A 14,311-nucleotide genomic window follows, 5' to 3' on the forward strand; every position below is an offset into this window, starting at 1 on the left:
AAAAAGCCTCATAATTTCTTATGAAGCTTTATATAAAATTTTAATTATTTTATCTATTTTCTATAGATTTAAAATCTCTTAAATTTTCTCCAATATAAATTTGTCTTGGGCGTCCTATTGGCTCTTTACGGTTTCTCATTTCTTTCCATTGCGCTATCCATCCTGGTAAACGACCTAAAGCAAACATAACTGTAAACATTTCTACAGGAATACCCATAGCTCTGTAAATAATTCCTGAGTAAAAATCTACATTTGGATATAATTTTCTTTTTACAAAGTACTCGTCACTTAATGCTTCTGCTGCTAAGCCTTTAGCAATATCTAATACTGGATCTTCAACACCTAAATCTCCTAGAACTTCGTCTGCAGCAACTTTTATAATTTTTGCACGAGGATCGAAGTTTTTGTATACTCTATGCCCGAATCCCATTAAACGGAAAGGATCGTTTTTGTCTTTAGCCTTAGCCATAAACTTTTTAGTATCTCCTCCGTCTTCTTTAATTGCTTCAAGCATTTCTAAAACTGCCTGGTTTGCACCACCGTGTAATGGTCCCCAAAGTGCAGAAATACCTGATGATAAAGATGCAAATAATCCTGTGTGTGCAGAACCAACTATTCTTACTGTTGAAGTAGAACAGTTTTGTTCATGGTCTGCATGTAGAATTAATAATTTATCTAATGCATTTACTAATATATCGCTTTGTTTATAAGTTTCGTTTGGTTTAGAGAACATCATATTTAAAATGTTTTCTACGTAACCTAAAGAGCTATCTCCATAACTTAATGGCATACCTTTTTTCTTACGCATTGTCCAAGCGACTAATACTGGAAATTTTCCCATTATCTTACATACGGTATTGTACATATCTTCTTCAGAATCTACATTTACCGATGAAGGATTAAAAGCTGTTAACGCACTTGTTAAAGATGATAACACTCCCATTGGGTGTGCTGACTTAGGAAAAGCATCTAATATTTTCTTTACATCGTCATCTACAACAGATTGCTCTTTAATATCTTCATTAAATTTATCTAATTGCTGCTGAGTTGGTAGCTCGCCAAAAATTAACAAATATGCAACTTCTAAAAAGTCTGCTTTTTCTGCTAGTTCTTCTATAGAGTAACCTCTATATCTTAATATACCTTCTTCTCCATTTAAAAAGGTAATGGCACTTTCGCAAGAACCTGTATTTTTATAACCAGGATCTATAGTAGTAACTCCACCAGTAACACTTCTAAGTGTTTTTATATCTATTGCGACTTCATTTTCTGTTCCTACAATTAAAGGAAACTCGTGCTTTTTTCCGTCTATTTCTAACGTAGCAGTTTTTGACATATTTTTATTTGTTTTTTTCTAGTTTATTGAGGACTGCTAATTTACAAAATAAGCTCCTATTTATAAAGTATATTTACAAGGATTTAACAATTTAAGTATTGATAAAAATTATGGTACAAAAAAGCCTTTCAAAAAATTAATGAAAGGCTTAAATTTTAATATCTTAATAAATGCTATTATACTATTTTAAAGGCATTCATTTTAGGGTAATATGCTACCTCTCCTAATTCTTCTTCAATACGTAATAACTGATTGTATTTTGCCATACGATCGCTACGTGATGCTGAACCTGTTTTTATTTGACCACAATTTAATGCTACAGCTAAATCTGCAATAGTATTATCTTCTGTTTCACCAGACCTATGTGACATTACAGACGTGTAACCTGCATTGTGTGCCATATTTACCGCTGCAATAGTTTCGGTTAAAGTTCCTATTTGGTTTACTTTAATTAAAATTGAATTAGCTATATCTTTTTTAATTCCTTTAGATAACCTTTCTACATTAGTTACATATAAATCGTCTCCAACTAATTGTACTTTATCTCCGATTTGCTCGGTAAGATATTTCCATCCATCCCAATCGTTTTCATCCATTCCATCTTCAATAGAAATAATTGGATATTTTTTTGAAAGTTCTGCAAGATAATCTGCTTGTTCTTTACTTGTTCTTACTTTTCCTGCTTCTCCTTCAAATTTAGTGTAATCGTATTTTCCATCTACATAAAACTCTGCTGCTGCACAGTCTAAAGCAATCATTACATCATCTCCTAAAGTATATCCTGCATTATCAACAGCTTTTTTTATAGTATCTAACGCATCTTCTGTTCCTCCTTCTAAATTTGGTGCAAAACCCCCTTCGTCTCCAACTGCTGTACTTAAACCTCTATCGTGTAATACCTTTTTTAAGTTATGAAAAATTTCTGTTCCCATTTGTAATGCATGAGAAAAGCTTTCTGCTTTTACAGGCATAACCATAAATTCTTGGAAAGCAATAGGAGCATCACTATGCGAACCTCCATTAATAATATTCATCATTGGTACTGGTAAAGTATTAGCACTTACTCCTCCAACATAACGATATAGTGGCATTCCTAATTCTGCTGCTGCGGCTTTTGCTACTGCTAAAGAAACTCCTAAAATAGCATTTGCTCCTAACTTAGCTTTATTTGATGTTCCATCTATTTCGCACATTAATGTGTCTATATAGTTTTGCTCGAATACGTTTACTCCTAAAAGTTCCTCGGCTAAAATAGTATTTACATTTTCTACGGCCTTTGTAACACCTTTTCCCATAAATTTATTTCCGCCGTCGCGCAACTCTACTGCTTCGTGTTCTCCTGTTGATGCTCCAGATGGTACTGCTGCTCTTCCTAAAAATCCGTTTTCGGTTTCTACATCTACTTCTACCGTTGGATTTCCTCTTGAATCGAAAATTTGTCTTGCGTGAACGTTGATTATTATACTCATAATTGGTGTTTTAAAATTTATTTAACCTTCAAATTTACTATTTAATTCTGTGTTTTTTAAAATTTCCATATAGAATTGAATATAAATTTTGCGATAACGTTTTAGTATAATAAAAAAAGCAACAGATTGAATTTCTATTGCTTTTTTTATATTATTTGTTTTTTAAAATATTTATAAATTCATCAAATAAATAAGATGAATCATTTGGTCCAGGACTTGCTTCTGGATGGTATTGTACTGAGAATACATTTTTAGATTTCATTTTTATACCTGCTACAGTATTATCGTTTAAATGTACATGTGTAATCTCTATATCATCATGTGCTTCGGTTTCTTCTCTATTAATTGCAAATCCATGGTTTTGAGATGTTATTTCTCCTTTTCCTGTTACTAGATTTTTTACAGGATGATTTATTCCTCTATGTCCATTGTGCATTTTGTATGTTGAAATACCATTAGCTAATGCTATTACTTGGTGTCCTAAGCAAATTCCAAATAAAGGCAAATCTCTTTTAATAATTTCTTTAGCAACTTCTTGAGCTTCTATTAATGGTTCTGGATCTCCTGGTCCATTTGATAAAAAATATCCATCCGGGTTCCAAGAACTTAAATCTTCGAAAGTTGAATTATAAGGAAATACTTTTATATAACTTCCTCTTTTTGCAAGGTTTCTAAGAATATTCTTTTTAATACCAATATCTAATGCTGCAATTTTTATTGGTGCATTTTCATCTCCTACAAAATAAGGTTCTTTTGTAGATACTTTTGAAGCTAACTCTAATCCATTCATATTTGGAATATTTGCTAACTCTTTTTTTAATTCTTCTATATTATCAGTTTCAGTAGATATTACTGCATTCATTGCTCCATTATCTCGAATATATGCAACTAATGCTCTTGTATCTACATCTGAAATTGTTAAGAGATTGTTTTCATTTAAAAAGTCTTCTAAAGATCCATCTGCAGCATCACGAGAAAAATTATAGCTAAAATTCTTGCAAATTAAGCCCGCTATTTTAATAGAGTCAGACTCTACTTCCTCATTATTAACACCATAGTTTCCTATGTGTGCGTTTGTTGTTACCATTAACTGGCCGTAGTATGAAGGATCTGTAAATATTTCTTGATAACCAGTCATTCCGGTATTAAAGCATACTTCACCAAATGCACTGCCTTCCCTACCTACTGCTTTACCATGAAAAATGGTACCATCGGCTAATAAGATTACTGCTTTCTTTAATTTTTGATATTTCATAATTTGTAGTAGTTGTGTCAAAAAGTTTTGCAAAATTGCATAAAAAAAAGGATAAACTAAAATAGTTTATCCTTTATATATTAAATGATTATTAACATTATAACGAATTATAATATTTCATAATCTTAATTACATCTTTTTCTTCTTTATAAGATAAATTATTTTTCTTTACATAGCTAACGATTTCTTTTTTAAAATCGGACATTATATCTAAAATCTGCTTCTTTTTTAATTTAATTTCTTGAACATTATAGTTGTCTTTTGAATAAAAATAGTCTTCTTTTATATAATATCTATCGTTTGTTTCTTTAAGTTTAGTCAGAACATTTACAGATCCTTTTAAAATTTCTCCTTGATAGCTTTTTGTAAAAGTTATTTTCTCTCCTTGAGATAAGAGAAAATGAAATCTAGACTTATTTGTTTCAATATTGTTCATCTTCTTTAATAGGATATTATCAAGTTTGGCATAATTTATATTACTGTCTCCAAACATGTAAATAGAATCCTTTTTATATTCGGTAACCAATTTATCTTCGTTCGAATTATAATTACCGTTTTCTATTTTATATACTTTTTTATCTTTAGTATAAATAGTTAACTCTCTATTGTTTTCTAAAACTAACGGAGTTCCTTTAACTAGTTCCTCTTTATTTACATACATCCACTGGCCTTTTGAGTTCACTGCGGCATAAGCTAAACGATCGTTATTATTTATTTGAGGCCCTTGCCACATGGCGTGACTATAAGTTTCTGGGTTAAGCGTTAAACTGCTTTCTCCTACTGCTCCAACGTTAGGTTGGTTAATTTGAGCATTACTGATAAAAAAAATAAAATTAATGGCAATAAAAACTACTTTTCTCATAATTAAAATATTTTTGGTTACTATAAAAAATATCAAAAATCACACCAAAAAATAAAAAATAAACAAACAAAAAAAAAAAAGGATAAACTGTTTAAGTTTATCCTTTTAAGTATTAATGTTAATTTAAATTATAGTGTATTATAATATTTTATAATTTTAACTACATCTTCTTCTTCTTTATAAGATAAGTCATTTCTCTTAACATAGTCTGTAATATCTTTTTTTGCATCGGACATTACATTTAATAAATGTTTTTTCTTAAGTCTTATCTCCTCAACTGTTGAATTATCTTTTGAAATGTAATAATCGTCATTAAGAATGTATTTGTCGCTTGTTTCTTTCAACTTTGTCATTACATTAATTGTACCTTCTTTTATGGTAGAAAAATAAGCTTTTGTTAATGTAAGTTTTTCTCCTTGACTTAATATAAAATGAAATCTACTTTTATTAGATTCTGTATCGTTAAATTTTCTTAAAACAACGTTATCAAGTTTTGCATGAGCGATATTTTTATCTCCAAATACATAAATTGAATCTTTAGTATACTCTGTTACTAATTTATCTAATTTAGCATTATAATTACCATTTTCAATTTTATAAACTTTATCATCTTTTGTAAAAATAACTAAATTGCAATTATCTTCTAAAGCTAATGGCGTCCCTTTTACTGTAGTTTTCCAAGAAGAAGTCATCCATTGTCCTCTGGAATTAACGGCATCAAAAGCGTTTCTAAAATCGTTAGATGCTGCCGGGCCACTTAAATTCTGCATGGGATTTGCGCTTCCTTGAGAATAAGAAGTTAAAGTTATTAAAAGAGTTAATGCAATAAACATTATTTTTTTCATAATTGTATTTTTATTAGTTATAATTAAGGTATCAAGAATTATACCTTTTGGGTGGTTAAACCAAAAATAAAAAAAAAGGATAAACTAAAATAGTTTATCCTTTTAAAATAATGTTAATTAACATTATTATTCTTCTTCGTTAGTTGCTTTAGTTTCAACTGGAGTAGCTGCAGCTTTTCCACCACGACGACTTCTACGCGTAGTTTTCTTAGCTTTCTTATCTGCATTGTAGATTTCATTATAATCTACAAGTTCAATCATTGCCATATCAGCATTATCACCTAAACGGTTTCCTAACTTAATTATTCTTGTATATCCACCTGGACGATCTCCAATTTTTGCGGCTACATCTCTAAATAATTCTGTAACTGCATCTTTTTGACGCAATTTAGAAAAAACTAAACGACGATTATGTGTCGTATCGTTTTTAGATTTTGTAATCATTGGCTCAACAAAACCTTTTAAAGCTTTAGCTTTTGCAACAGTTGTGTTAATACGTTTGTGCTCGATTAAAGAACAAGCCATGTTTGCTAACATTGCTTTTCTATGAGCGGTTTGTCTTCCTAAGTGATTTACTTTTTTTCCGTGTCTCATGACATTTGTGTTATCATCTTGCTACCAAACTCATTTTTTGAGGAGCAAAATATGATTAATAAAAAAATTGTTAGTCTTTATCTAACTTATATTTTGATAAGTCCATTCCGAAATTTAAACCTTTTACATTTACAAGCTCTTCAAGCTCTGTTAAAGATTTCTTACCGAAGTTACGGAACTTCATTAAATCGTTTTTATTGAAAGATACTAAGTCTCCTAATGTATCTACTTCAGCAGCTTTTAAACAATTAAGTGCACGTACAGATAAATCCATATCCACTAATTTAGTTTTAAGCAACTGTCTCATGTGAAGTGACTCTTCATCATAAGTTTCGGTTTGTGCTATTTCATCAGCTTCTAATGTAATACGCTCATCTGAGAATAACATGAAGTGGTGAATTAACGTTTTTGCAGCTTCTGTTAAAGCATCTTGAGGAGTTATTGATCCGTCAGATTGAATTTCGAAAACTAATTTTTCGTAATCTGTCTTTTGCTCTACACGGTAATTCTCAATGCTATACTTAACATTCTTTATTGGTGTATAAATTGAATCTGTAAAGATTGTTCCTATTGGTGCAGAAGCTTTCTTGTTTTCTTCTGCAGGAACATAACCTCTTCCTTTTTCAATAGTAATTTCCATAGAAACACTCACTTTACGATCTAAGTTACAGATTACTAAATCTGAATTTAATACTTGGAAACCTGAAATAAACTTTTGGAAATCACCTGCTGTAATTTTATCTTGACCAGAAATAGAGATAGAAACAGACTCGTTATCTACATCTTCTATTTGACGCTTAAAACGCATTTGTTTTAAGTTTAATATAATTTCTGTTACGTCTTCTACGACACCTGCTATTGCAGAAAATTCGTGATCAACACCTTCTATTCTTACCGATGTTATTGCAAATCCTTCTAAAGAAGATAATAAAACTCTTCTTAAAGCATTTCCTACTGTTAATCCATATCCTGGTTCTAGTGGTCTGAATTCGAATTTACCTTCGAAATCAGTAGAATCAATCATGATTACTTTATCGGGCTTTTGAAAATTAAATACTGCCATTTTTTTCTTCGTTTTAATTGTTATTTAGTTGCGCGGTTAATAAGTTTGAAGAACACAAATAAACCCTTTGGCTAAATACCAATATTAATAATTTATTATTTAGAGTATAATTCGACGATGAATTGCTCATTAATGTTTTCTGGAATTTGAATTCTAGCAGGAACAGAAACATATGTTCCTTCTTTAGTTGCAGAATTCCAAGTTATCCATTCGTAAACATTACTTGAATTTGATAATGATCTTTCGATAGCTTCTAAAGATTTAGATTTTTCTCTAACTGCTACAACATCACCTGCTTTTAATTGGTAAGAAGGTACATTTACCAACTCTCCATTTACCGTAATGTGTCTGTGTGATACTAATTGTCTTGCGGCACTTCTTGTTGGAGCGATTCCCATTCTAAATACTACGTTGTCTAATCTAGACTCACATAATTGTAATAAAACCTCACCTGTAATACCTGGAGCAGCTGTTGCTCTTTTAAACATATTTCTGAATTGCTTCTCTAATACACCGTAAGTATATTTAGCTTTTTGCTTTTCCATTAATTGGATTGCATATTCAGATTTCTTTCCACGACGACGTGCGTTACCATGTTGTCCTGGTGGGTAATTTCTTTTTTCGAAGGCTTTATCGTCTCCGAAGATAGCTTCGCCAAATTTACGAGCTATTTTAGTTTTAGGACCAGTATATCTTGCCATTTTAAATTGTTTTATGAGAGTGCTTGGTGAATTAAGGTCTTAATCTTATCCTTCGACTAGCGTTGGTCTCTCGTTAATACTTGTTAATATTATTTTTTCAGTTTGCAAATTTACACAAAAAAATTAACATCAGCTATATTAAATAACTGATATTAATTTTATCTATAAATGCAAATGCAATGTAATTAAACTCTTCTACGCTTAGGAGGACGACATCCATTGTGCGGTAAAGGTGTAACATCAATAATTTCTGTTACTTCAATACCAGCATTATGTATAGAACGAATAGCAGATTCTCTACCATTTCCTGGACCTTTAACGTAAACTTTTACTTTCTTTAATCCAGCTTCCTTTGCTACTCCTGCTGCATCTTCTGCACATAATTGTGCTGCGTAAGGTGTGTTCTTTTTAGAACCTCTAAATCCCATTTTTCCAGCAGATGACCATGAAATTACATCACCTTTCTTGTTTGTTAATGAGATAATAATGTTGTTAAAAGAAGCTGTTATGTGAGCTTCTCCAACAGCTTCAACTATAACTTTACGTTTTTTAGCTGATTTTGTATTTGTCTTTGCCATATTTCTATAGGGTTGAGTAATTAGTGTATAGTCGCTAGAATCCTAAACTATTATAATTTCAAACAGATTCTTTCCAACGCCTAAATACTAAAGACTAAATATTTAATTATTACTTAGTTGCTTTTTTCTTATTAGCAACAGTTTTTCTTCTACCTTTTCTAGTTCTAGAGTTGTTTTTAGTACGTTGACCTCTTAAAGGTAAACCAGCTCTATGACGAATACCTCTGTAACATCCGATATCCATTAATCGCTTAATGTTTAATTGTGTTTCAGAACGTAATTCTCCTTCGATAGTAAATGTTCCAACAGACTCACGAATAGCTGCTATTTGATCATCGTCCCAATCTTGAACTTTAATACTTTCATCTACTTTAGCTGTCGCTAAAATTTCTTGAGCTCTACTTCTACCTATTCCATAGATATAAGTTAAAGATATAACTCCTCTTTTGTTTTTTGGTATGTCTACACCTGCAATTCTAGCCATAATTATCCTTGTCTTTGTTTGAATCTAGGATTCTTTTTGTTAATGACGTAAAGTCTTCCTTTTCTACGTACGATTTTGCAATCTACGCTTCTTTTTTTAACTGATGCTCTTACTTTCATCTCTGTTAGTATCTATAAGTTATACGAGCCTTAGTTAAATCATAAGGACTCATTTCTAATTTCACCTTATCTCCAGGTAACAATTTAATGTAATGCATACGCATCTTACCCGAAATATGTGCCGTCACTATGTGACCATTTTCTAATTCTACACGAAACATAGCATTAGATAATGCTTCTATAATTGTTCCGTCTTGTTCTATTGCTGCTTGTTTTGCCATAGTATAATATTAAGCTACTGCTTTTCTATTTTTACCAGTTTTCATTAAGCCATCATAATGTCTATTCAACAAATAAGAATTTACTTGCTGCATAGTATCAATTGCAACTCCAACCATAATTAATAATGATGTTCCTCCAAAAAATAACGCCCAACCTGATTGTACTCCCATTAACTTAAATACAAATGCTGGAAAAACAGCAATTAAAGCTAAAAAAATTGAACCTGGTAATGTTATTTGAGACATGATCTTATCTAAATATTCTGATGTTTCAGATCCTGGTCTAATTCCTGGAATAAAACCTCCACTACGTTTAAGATCGTCTGCCATTTTATTAGTTGGTACTGTAATAGCTGTATAAAAATATGTGAATATTATAATTAACAATCCAAATACTATATTATACCATAAGCCAAACATATCTTGAAAATTAGCTTGTATCCAAATTCCTGTTGAAGTATCTTTTAATAAAGACGATCCTCCTATTAAACCAGGTACAAACATAATTGCTTGAGCAAAAATTATTGGCATTACTCCAGAAGCGTTAAGCTTTAACGGAATAAATTGTCTTGCTCCTCCAAATACATTTTTTTCGTATCCTCCTGTTGCAGATCGTCTAGCATATTGCACTGCTATTTTTCTAACTGCCATTACTAATAATACAGAAGCTGCTATAATTGCAAACCAAATTACAATTTCAAAAAGAATCATCATTGCTCCACTTCCAGAAGTTGTTCTAGCACTTACATTCTGTAAGAAAGATTTTGGTAATGTTGCAATAATACCTACCATAATTAATAATGAGATTCCATTACCAATACCCTTATCGGTAATTTTTTCTCCTAACCACATAGCAAAAATACAACCGGTAACTAAAATTACTATAGATGAAAAATAGAATACACCGCCTTGTCCTAATAGAAAAGCAGAGTTTGGAATACCAAACATTGGCTGTAAACTAGCTAAATAACCTGGAGCTTGTACTAAACAAATTCCAATAGTTAACCATCTAGTAATTTGAGTTATTTTCTTTTGTCCGCTAGCACCTTCTTTTTGAAGCTTTTGCAAATAAGGAATAGCTATTCCCATTAACTGAACTACAATAGAAGCCGAAATGTATGGCATAATACCTAAAGCAAAAACTGATGCATTTGCAAAAGCTCCACCTGTGAAGGCATTTAACACTCCTAATATACCGTCTTGAGTACTATTCTGTAAATTTGTTAACTGAGTAGCATCAATTCCTGGTAATACAATTTGTGCACCAAAACGATAAACTAATAATAAACCTAAAGTAAATATGATTCGGTTTCTTAGTTCCTCGATCTTCCAGACATTCTTAATCGTTTCTATAAATTTCATATTCTTTAGTAGGTCTTATAAAGTTTCTGCTTTTCCACCAGCAGCTTCTATAGCAGCTTTAGCGGTAGCAGTAAATTTATGTGCAGTTACATTTAATTTTGCTTTTAACTCTCCTCTTCCTAAGATTTTTACAAGCTCGTTTTTACCAGCTAATCCTAAAGAAACGATAGTTTCAAAATCTAATGTATCATTAATTTTCTTATCATCAACTAATTGTTGTAAAGTATCCAAATTAATTCCTTGGTGCTCTATACGATTGATGTTAGTAAAACCAAATTTAGGCACACGTCTTTGAAGTGGCATTTGACCTCCTTCAAAACCAACCTTTTTAGAATATCCTGAACGAGATTTTGCTCCTTTGTGACCACGAGTAGCAGTACCACCTTTTCCAGAACCTTGTCCTCTTCCTATTCTTTTTCCTTGGTTTTTTACTGAACCTTCTGCAGGTTTTAAATTACTTAAATTCATTTTTCAGTATATTGTTATTTAGCTTCCTCTACAGAAACTAAGTGATTAACTTTTCTAATCATTCCTAAAATATTAGGAGTGTCTTCGTGCTCAATAGTTTGTCCAACTTTTTTTAAACCTAAAGCTAATAATGTAAGCTTTTGTCTTTTAGTACGGTTGATTGCGCTCTTAACTTTTGTTACTTTTATTTTTGCCATTTCTGTAAATATTAACCGTTAAAAACTTTCTCTAATGATATCCCTCTTTCACGAGCAATAGCTTGTGCACTTCTTAATTGTAATAAAGCATCAAAAGTTGCTTTTACTACATTATGAGGATTTGATGAGCCCTGAGATTTAGAAAGTACATCATGTACTCCTACTGCTTCAAGAACTGTTCTTACAGCTCCACCAGCAATTACTCCTGTACCAGGAGCTGCAGGAATGATGTTTACTCTTGCTCCACCAAATTTACCTTTTTGTTCATGAGGTAAAGTTCCTTTAATAATAGGAATACGAACAAGGTTCTTTTTAGCGTCTTCAATAGCCTTTGCAATAGCACTTGCTACATCTTTTGATTTTCCTAAACCGTGTCCTACTACACCTGCTTCATCACCAACCACAACGATTGCTGAAAAACCAAATGCTCTACCACCTTTTGTTACTTTTGTAACCCTTTGTACACCAACCAAACGATCTTTAAGATCTAATCCACTTGGTTTTACTAACTCTGCACTTTTGTATTTTTGATACATAATTTCTTAGAATTTAAGTCCTGCTTCTCTAGCTCCTTCAGCTAATGATTTGATTCTTCCATGATATAAATACCCACCTCTATCAAAAGCGATAGTATTTATCCCTGCTTTAATTGCTTTTTCGGCAACAGACTTCCCTACTAATGTAGCGATTTCACTTTTATTACCTTTTGCAGAACTAATGTCTTTATCTCTTGAAGAAGATGCTACTATAGTTTTACCTGAAACATCATCAACTACTTGAGCATAAATTTCTTTATTACTTCTAAAAACAGCTAATCTAGGTCTTGCTTCTGTTCCAGAAACAACCTTACGGATTCTGCTTTTTATTCTTAGTCTTCTTTCGTTTTTTGTTAACGCCATAACTTAATTATTATGCTGATTTACCAGCTTTTCTTCTTAGTAATTCACCTACAAATTTAACACCTTTTCCTTTGTAAGGTTCTGGTGGTCTAAAACCACGAATTTTCGCAGCTACTTGTCCTACAAGTTGTTTGTCGTGTGATGTTAACTTAATGATTGGATTCTTACCTTTATCTGAAACTGTTTCCACTTTCACCTCTGGTGCAATACTCATAATAATATTATGAGAAAAACCTAAGGCTAACTCTAATTTGTTACCTTGGTTACTTGCTCTATATCCTACTCCTACTAGCTCAAGCTCTTTTGTCCATCCTTTTGATACACCTTCAATCATATTATTGATTAATGATCTGTATAAACCGTGCTTAGCTTTATTTTCTTTATTGTCTGATGAACGTGTAACTAAAACATTTTCATCTTCAACTTTTACTTCAACTGTATCATAAGTTTGAGACAATTCTCCTAACTTACCTTTTACAGTGATTACGCTATCTTTTACCTCTATAGTAACTCCTTCTGGAATTGCCACTGGATTATTTCCTATTCTTGACATCTCTTTCTTGTTTTATAGATTAGTAAACGTAACATAAAACTTCACCACCAACATTCTCACGTTGTGCTTGCTTTCCTGTCATTACTCCATGAGAAGTTGAAACGATAGCAATACCTAATCCGTTAAGAATTCTTGGTAATTCAGCTGAACTAGAATATTTACGTAAACCAGGCTTACTGATTCTTTGTAACTTTCTAATTACTGGTTCTTTTGTTTCTTTATTGTACTTAAGAGCAATTTTAATTGTTCCTTGTACAGAAGAATCATCGAATTTATAACTTAAAATATATCCTTGATCGAATAAAATTTTAGTTATATCCTTTTTTAAATTTGATGCAGGTATCTCAACAACTCTATGGTTAGCACGCACTGCGTTTCTAACTCTTGTAAGATAATCTGCAATTGGATCTGTATACATATGTATTAATTTGCGGACTGGGTTTTCGCACTATTGCGAACCTTAGACCAATTTATAATTTTACCAACTTGCTTTTCTAACTCCTGGTATTAATCCTTGGTTAGCCATTTCTCTAAATGTAACACGAGAAATACCAAATGTACGCATGTAACCTTTTGGTCTTCCTGTTAATTTACATCTATTGTGCTGACGAATTGGAGATGCATTTTTTGGTAGTTTTTGTAATGCTTCGTAATCACCAGCTTCTTTTAAAGCTTTGCGTTTCTCTGCATATTTTGCTACTGTTTTAGCTCTCTTCACCTCGCGGGCTTTCATTGATTCTTTAGCCATAACTTAGTTTTTTTGAAAAGGTAAACCTAATTCTGTTAATAATGATTTTGCTTCTTTATCAGTTTCAGCAGAAGTTACAAATGTAATATCCATTCCTGAAATTTTATTGATTTTATCAATATCAATTTCTGGAAAAATAATTTGTTCAGTAATTCCTAAATTGTAATTACCTCTTCCATCAAAACCTTTTGCTTTAATACCACTAAAGTCTCTTACTCGTGGTAAAGCAGAAGTTACTAAACGATCTAAAAATTCGTACATTCTTTCTCCTCTTAACGTAACCATAGCACCAATAGGCATACCTTTACGTAATTTGAAACTTGCAACATCCTTTTTAGACAATGTAGCGATAGCTTTTTGTCCTGTTATAGTTGTTAACTCATCTAAAGCGTAGTCAACTAATTTCTTATCTGCAACTGCTGCACCAACACCTCTAGATACTACTATCTTTTTAAGTTTAGGTACTTGCATTACATTACTATAACCAAATTCTTCTGTAAGAGCTGCAATTACTTTGCTTTTATACTCTTCTTTAAGTCTAGGTGAATATGCCATAA

General features: G+C 31.7%; 21 protein-coding genes. All 21 read right to left on the reverse strand.

Going from position 1 to position 14,311, the window contains the following annotated elements:
* Positions 1 to 49: 49 nt before the first annotated feature.
* The 21 genes from CLV86_RS11335 to rplE all read right to left on the reverse strand — a co-directional run bounded on the left by CLV86_RS11335 (position 50) and on the right by rplE (position 14,309).
* Positions 50 to 1,336, reverse strand: coding sequence for a citrate synthase (locus CLV86_RS11335; protein WP_076732143.1), 1,287 nt, complete (start codon positions 1,334 to 1,336; stop codon positions 50 to 52).
* A 176-nt stretch (positions 1,337 to 1,512) separates the two neighbouring features.
* The gene (gene eno / locus CLV86_RS11340; protein ID WP_121052487.1) at positions 1,513 to 2,805 is read right to left on the reverse strand and encodes a phosphopyruvate hydratase; all 1,293 of its coding nucleotides are present in this window, start codon (positions 2,803 to 2,805) and stop codon (positions 1,513 to 1,515) included.
* 151 nt (positions 2,806 to 2,956) lie between these two features.
* Positions 2,957 to 4,060: a glutamine-hydrolyzing carbamoyl-phosphate synthase small subunit gene (gene carA / locus CLV86_RS11345; RefSeq protein ID WP_121052489.1), complete on the reverse strand. Its 1,104-nt coding sequence runs from the start codon at positions 4,058 to 4,060 to the stop codon at positions 2,957 to 2,959.
* Between the two features lie 97 nt (positions 4,061 to 4,157).
* Positions 4,158 to 4,922, reverse strand: coding sequence for a hypothetical protein (locus CLV86_RS11350; protein ID WP_121052491.1), 765 nt, complete (start codon positions 4,920 to 4,922; stop codon positions 4,158 to 4,160).
* A 128-nt stretch (positions 4,923 to 5,050) separates the two neighbouring features.
* Positions 5,051 to 5,767, reverse strand: a complete 717-nt coding sequence (locus tag CLV86_RS11355; RefSeq protein WP_121052493.1) for a hypothetical protein — start codon at positions 5,765 to 5,767, stop codon at positions 5,051 to 5,053.
* 126 nt (positions 5,768 to 5,893) lie between these two features.
* Positions 5,894 to 6,361 carry a 50S ribosomal protein L17 gene (gene rplQ, locus CLV86_RS11360; protein ID WP_076732138.1) on the reverse strand — a complete coding sequence of 156 codons (468 nt, stop codon included), beginning with the start codon at positions 6,359 to 6,361 and terminating at the stop codon, positions 5,894 to 5,896.
* A 70-nt stretch (positions 6,362 to 6,431) separates the two neighbouring features.
* Positions 6,432 to 7,424: a DNA-directed RNA polymerase subunit alpha gene (locus CLV86_RS11365; protein WP_121052495.1), complete on the reverse strand. Its 993-nt coding sequence runs from the start codon at positions 7,422 to 7,424 to the stop codon at positions 6,432 to 6,434.
* Positions 7,425 to 7,519: 95 nt separating this feature from the next.
* Positions 7,520 to 8,125 (reverse strand): 30S ribosomal protein S4, encoded by a 606-nt coding sequence (gene rpsD, locus CLV86_RS11370; protein WP_076732136.1) that lies wholly within the window; start codon positions 8,123 to 8,125, stop codon positions 7,520 to 7,522.
* Positions 8,126 to 8,310: 185 nt separating this feature from the next.
* Complete coding sequence (rpsK, locus tag CLV86_RS11375; protein ID WP_076732135.1) at positions 8,311 to 8,703, reverse strand: 30S ribosomal protein S11; 393 nt, start codon at positions 8,701 to 8,703, stop codon at positions 8,311 to 8,313.
* A gap of 109 nt (positions 8,704 to 8,812) precedes the next feature.
* A complete protein-coding gene (gene rpsM, locus CLV86_RS11380; RefSeq protein WP_076732134.1) occupies positions 8,813 to 9,187 on the reverse strand; it encodes a 30S ribosomal protein S13 in 375 nt (124 codons plus the stop codon).
* A 2-nt stretch (positions 9,188 to 9,189) separates the two neighbouring features.
* Positions 9,190 to 9,306 (reverse strand): type B 50S ribosomal protein L36, encoded by a 117-nt coding sequence (gene ykgO, locus CLV86_RS11385; RefSeq protein WP_076732133.1) that lies wholly within the window; start codon positions 9,304 to 9,306, stop codon positions 9,190 to 9,192.
* A 5-nt stretch (positions 9,307 to 9,311) separates the two neighbouring features.
* Complete coding sequence (gene infA, locus CLV86_RS11390) at positions 9,312 to 9,527, reverse strand: translation initiation factor IF-1 (protein WP_007094967.1); 216 nt, start codon at positions 9,525 to 9,527, stop codon at positions 9,312 to 9,314.
* Positions 9,528 to 9,536: 9 nt separating this feature from the next.
* Positions 9,537 to 10,889: a preprotein translocase subunit SecY gene (gene secY / locus CLV86_RS11395; protein WP_121052497.1), complete on the reverse strand. Its 1,353-nt coding sequence runs from the start codon at positions 10,887 to 10,889 to the stop codon at positions 9,537 to 9,539.
* Positions 10,890 to 10,904: 15 nt separating this feature from the next.
* The gene (gene rplO, locus CLV86_RS11400) at positions 10,905 to 11,357 is read right to left on the reverse strand and encodes a 50S ribosomal protein L15 (protein WP_076732131.1); all 453 of its coding nucleotides are present in this window, start codon (positions 11,355 to 11,357) and stop codon (positions 10,905 to 10,907) included.
* Between the two features lie 14 nt (positions 11,358 to 11,371).
* The gene (gene rpmD, locus CLV86_RS11405) at positions 11,372 to 11,554 is read right to left on the reverse strand and encodes a 50S ribosomal protein L30 (RefSeq protein WP_076732130.1); all 183 of its coding nucleotides are present in this window, start codon (positions 11,552 to 11,554) and stop codon (positions 11,372 to 11,374) included.
* 11 nt (positions 11,555 to 11,565) lie between these two features.
* Positions 11,566 to 12,090, reverse strand: a complete 525-nt coding sequence (gene rpsE, locus CLV86_RS11410) for a 30S ribosomal protein S5 (RefSeq protein ID WP_076732129.1) — start codon at positions 12,088 to 12,090, stop codon at positions 11,566 to 11,568.
* 6 nt (positions 12,091 to 12,096) lie between these two features.
* Positions 12,097 to 12,453: a 50S ribosomal protein L18 gene (rplR, locus tag CLV86_RS11415; RefSeq protein ID WP_076732128.1), complete on the reverse strand. Its 357-nt coding sequence runs from the start codon at positions 12,451 to 12,453 to the stop codon at positions 12,097 to 12,099.
* A gap of 10 nt (positions 12,454 to 12,463) precedes the next feature.
* Positions 12,464 to 13,006, reverse strand: coding sequence for a 50S ribosomal protein L6 (gene rplF / locus CLV86_RS11420; protein ID WP_076732127.1), 543 nt, complete (start codon positions 13,004 to 13,006; stop codon positions 12,464 to 12,466).
* 19 nt (positions 13,007 to 13,025) lie between these two features.
* Entirely contained in the window at positions 13,026 to 13,424 is a 399-nt protein-coding gene (gene rpsH / locus CLV86_RS11425) for a 30S ribosomal protein S8 (protein ID WP_076732126.1), read from the reverse strand.
* Between the two features lie 60 nt (positions 13,425 to 13,484).
* On the reverse strand, positions 13,485 to 13,754 hold the full coding sequence (gene rpsN, locus CLV86_RS11430; RefSeq protein WP_040278732.1) for a 30S ribosomal protein S14: 270 nt from the start codon (positions 13,752 to 13,754) through the stop codon (positions 13,485 to 13,487).
* Between the two features lie 3 nt (positions 13,755 to 13,757).
* Positions 13,758 to 14,309, reverse strand: coding sequence for a 50S ribosomal protein L5 (gene rplE, locus CLV86_RS11435; protein WP_076732125.1), 552 nt, complete (start codon positions 14,307 to 14,309; stop codon positions 13,758 to 13,760).
* Between the last annotated feature and the right edge of the window lie 2 nt (positions 14,310 to 14,311).

This window comes from Lacinutrix venerupis, from assembly GCF_003663945.1.
Taxonomy (GTDB): domain Bacteria; phylum Bacteroidota; class Bacteroidia; order Flavobacteriales; family Flavobacteriaceae; genus Lacinutrix; species Lacinutrix venerupis.

Excerpts from the sequence above, each read along its gene's own strand:
- infA (WP_007094967.1), bottom strand. The coding sequence starts at position 9,527 with ATGGCAAAACAAGCAGCAATAGAACAAGACGGAACAATTATAGAAGCA.
- rplQ (WP_076732138.1), bottom strand. The coding sequence starts at position 6,361 with ATGAGACACGGAAAAAAAGTAAATCACTTAGGAAGACAAACCGCTCAT.
- rpsE (WP_076732129.1), bottom strand. The coding sequence starts at position 12,090 with ATGTATCAAAAATACAAAAGTGCAGAGTTAGTAAAACCAAGTGGATTA.
- rplO (WP_076732131.1), bottom strand. The coding sequence starts at position 11,357 with ATGAATTTAAGTAATTTAAAACCTGCAGAAGGTTCAGTAAAAAACCAA.
- CLV86_RS11335 (WP_076732143.1), bottom strand. The coding sequence starts at position 1,336 with ATGTCAAAAACTGCTACGTTAGAAATAGACGGAAAAAAGCACGAGTTT.
- CLV86_RS11365 (WP_121052495.1), bottom strand. The coding sequence starts at position 7,424 with ATGGCAGTATTTAATTTTCAAAAGCCCGATAAAGTAATCATGATTGAT.
- rpsM (WP_076732134.1), bottom strand. The coding sequence starts at position 9,187 with ATGGCTAGAATTGCAGGTGTAGACATACCAAAAAACAAAAGAGGAGTT.
- carA (WP_121052489.1), bottom strand. The coding sequence starts at position 4,060 with ATGAAATATCAAAAATTAAAGAAAGCAGTAATCTTATTAGCCGATGGT.
- rpsD (WP_076732136.1), bottom strand. The coding sequence starts at position 8,125 with ATGGCAAGATATACTGGTCCTAAAACTAAAATAGCTCGTAAATTTGGC.
- CLV86_RS11355 (WP_121052493.1), bottom strand. The coding sequence starts at position 5,767 with ATGAAAAAAATAATGTTTATTGCATTAACTCTTTTAATAACTTTAACT.
- ykgO (WP_076732133.1), bottom strand. The coding sequence starts at position 9,306 with ATGAAAGTAAGAGCATCAGTTAAAAAAAGAAGCGTAGATTGCAAAATC.
- secY (WP_121052497.1), bottom strand. The coding sequence starts at position 10,889 with ATGAAATTTATAGAAACGATTAAGAATGTCTGGAAGATCGAGGAACTA.
- eno (WP_121052487.1), bottom strand. The coding sequence starts at position 2,805 with ATGAGTATAATAATCAACGTTCACGCAAGACAAATTTTCGATTCAAGA.
- CLV86_RS11350 (WP_121052491.1), bottom strand. The coding sequence starts at position 4,922 with ATGAGAAAAGTAGTTTTTATTGCCATTAATTTTATTTTTTTTATCAGT.
- rpsN (WP_040278732.1), bottom strand. The coding sequence starts at position 13,754 with ATGGCTAAAGAATCAATGAAAGCCCGCGAGGTGAAGAGAGCTAAAACA.
- rpsK (WP_076732135.1), bottom strand. The coding sequence starts at position 8,703 with ATGGCAAAGACAAATACAAAATCAGCTAAAAAACGTAAAGTTATAGTT.
- rpsH (WP_076732126.1), bottom strand. The coding sequence starts at position 13,424 with ATGTATACAGATCCAATTGCAGATTATCTTACAAGAGTTAGAAACGCA.
- rplR (WP_076732128.1), bottom strand. The coding sequence starts at position 12,453 with ATGGCGTTAACAAAAAACGAAAGAAGACTAAGAATAAAAAGCAGAATC.
- rplF (WP_076732127.1), bottom strand. The coding sequence starts at position 13,006 with ATGTCAAGAATAGGAAATAATCCAGTGGCAATTCCAGAAGGAGTTACT.
- rpmD (WP_076732130.1), bottom strand. The coding sequence starts at position 11,554 with ATGGCAAAAATAAAAGTAACAAAAGTTAAGAGCGCAATCAACCGTACT.
- rplE (WP_076732125.1), bottom strand. The coding sequence starts at position 14,309 with ATGGCATATTCACCTAGACTTAAAGAAGAGTATAAAAGCAAAGTAATT.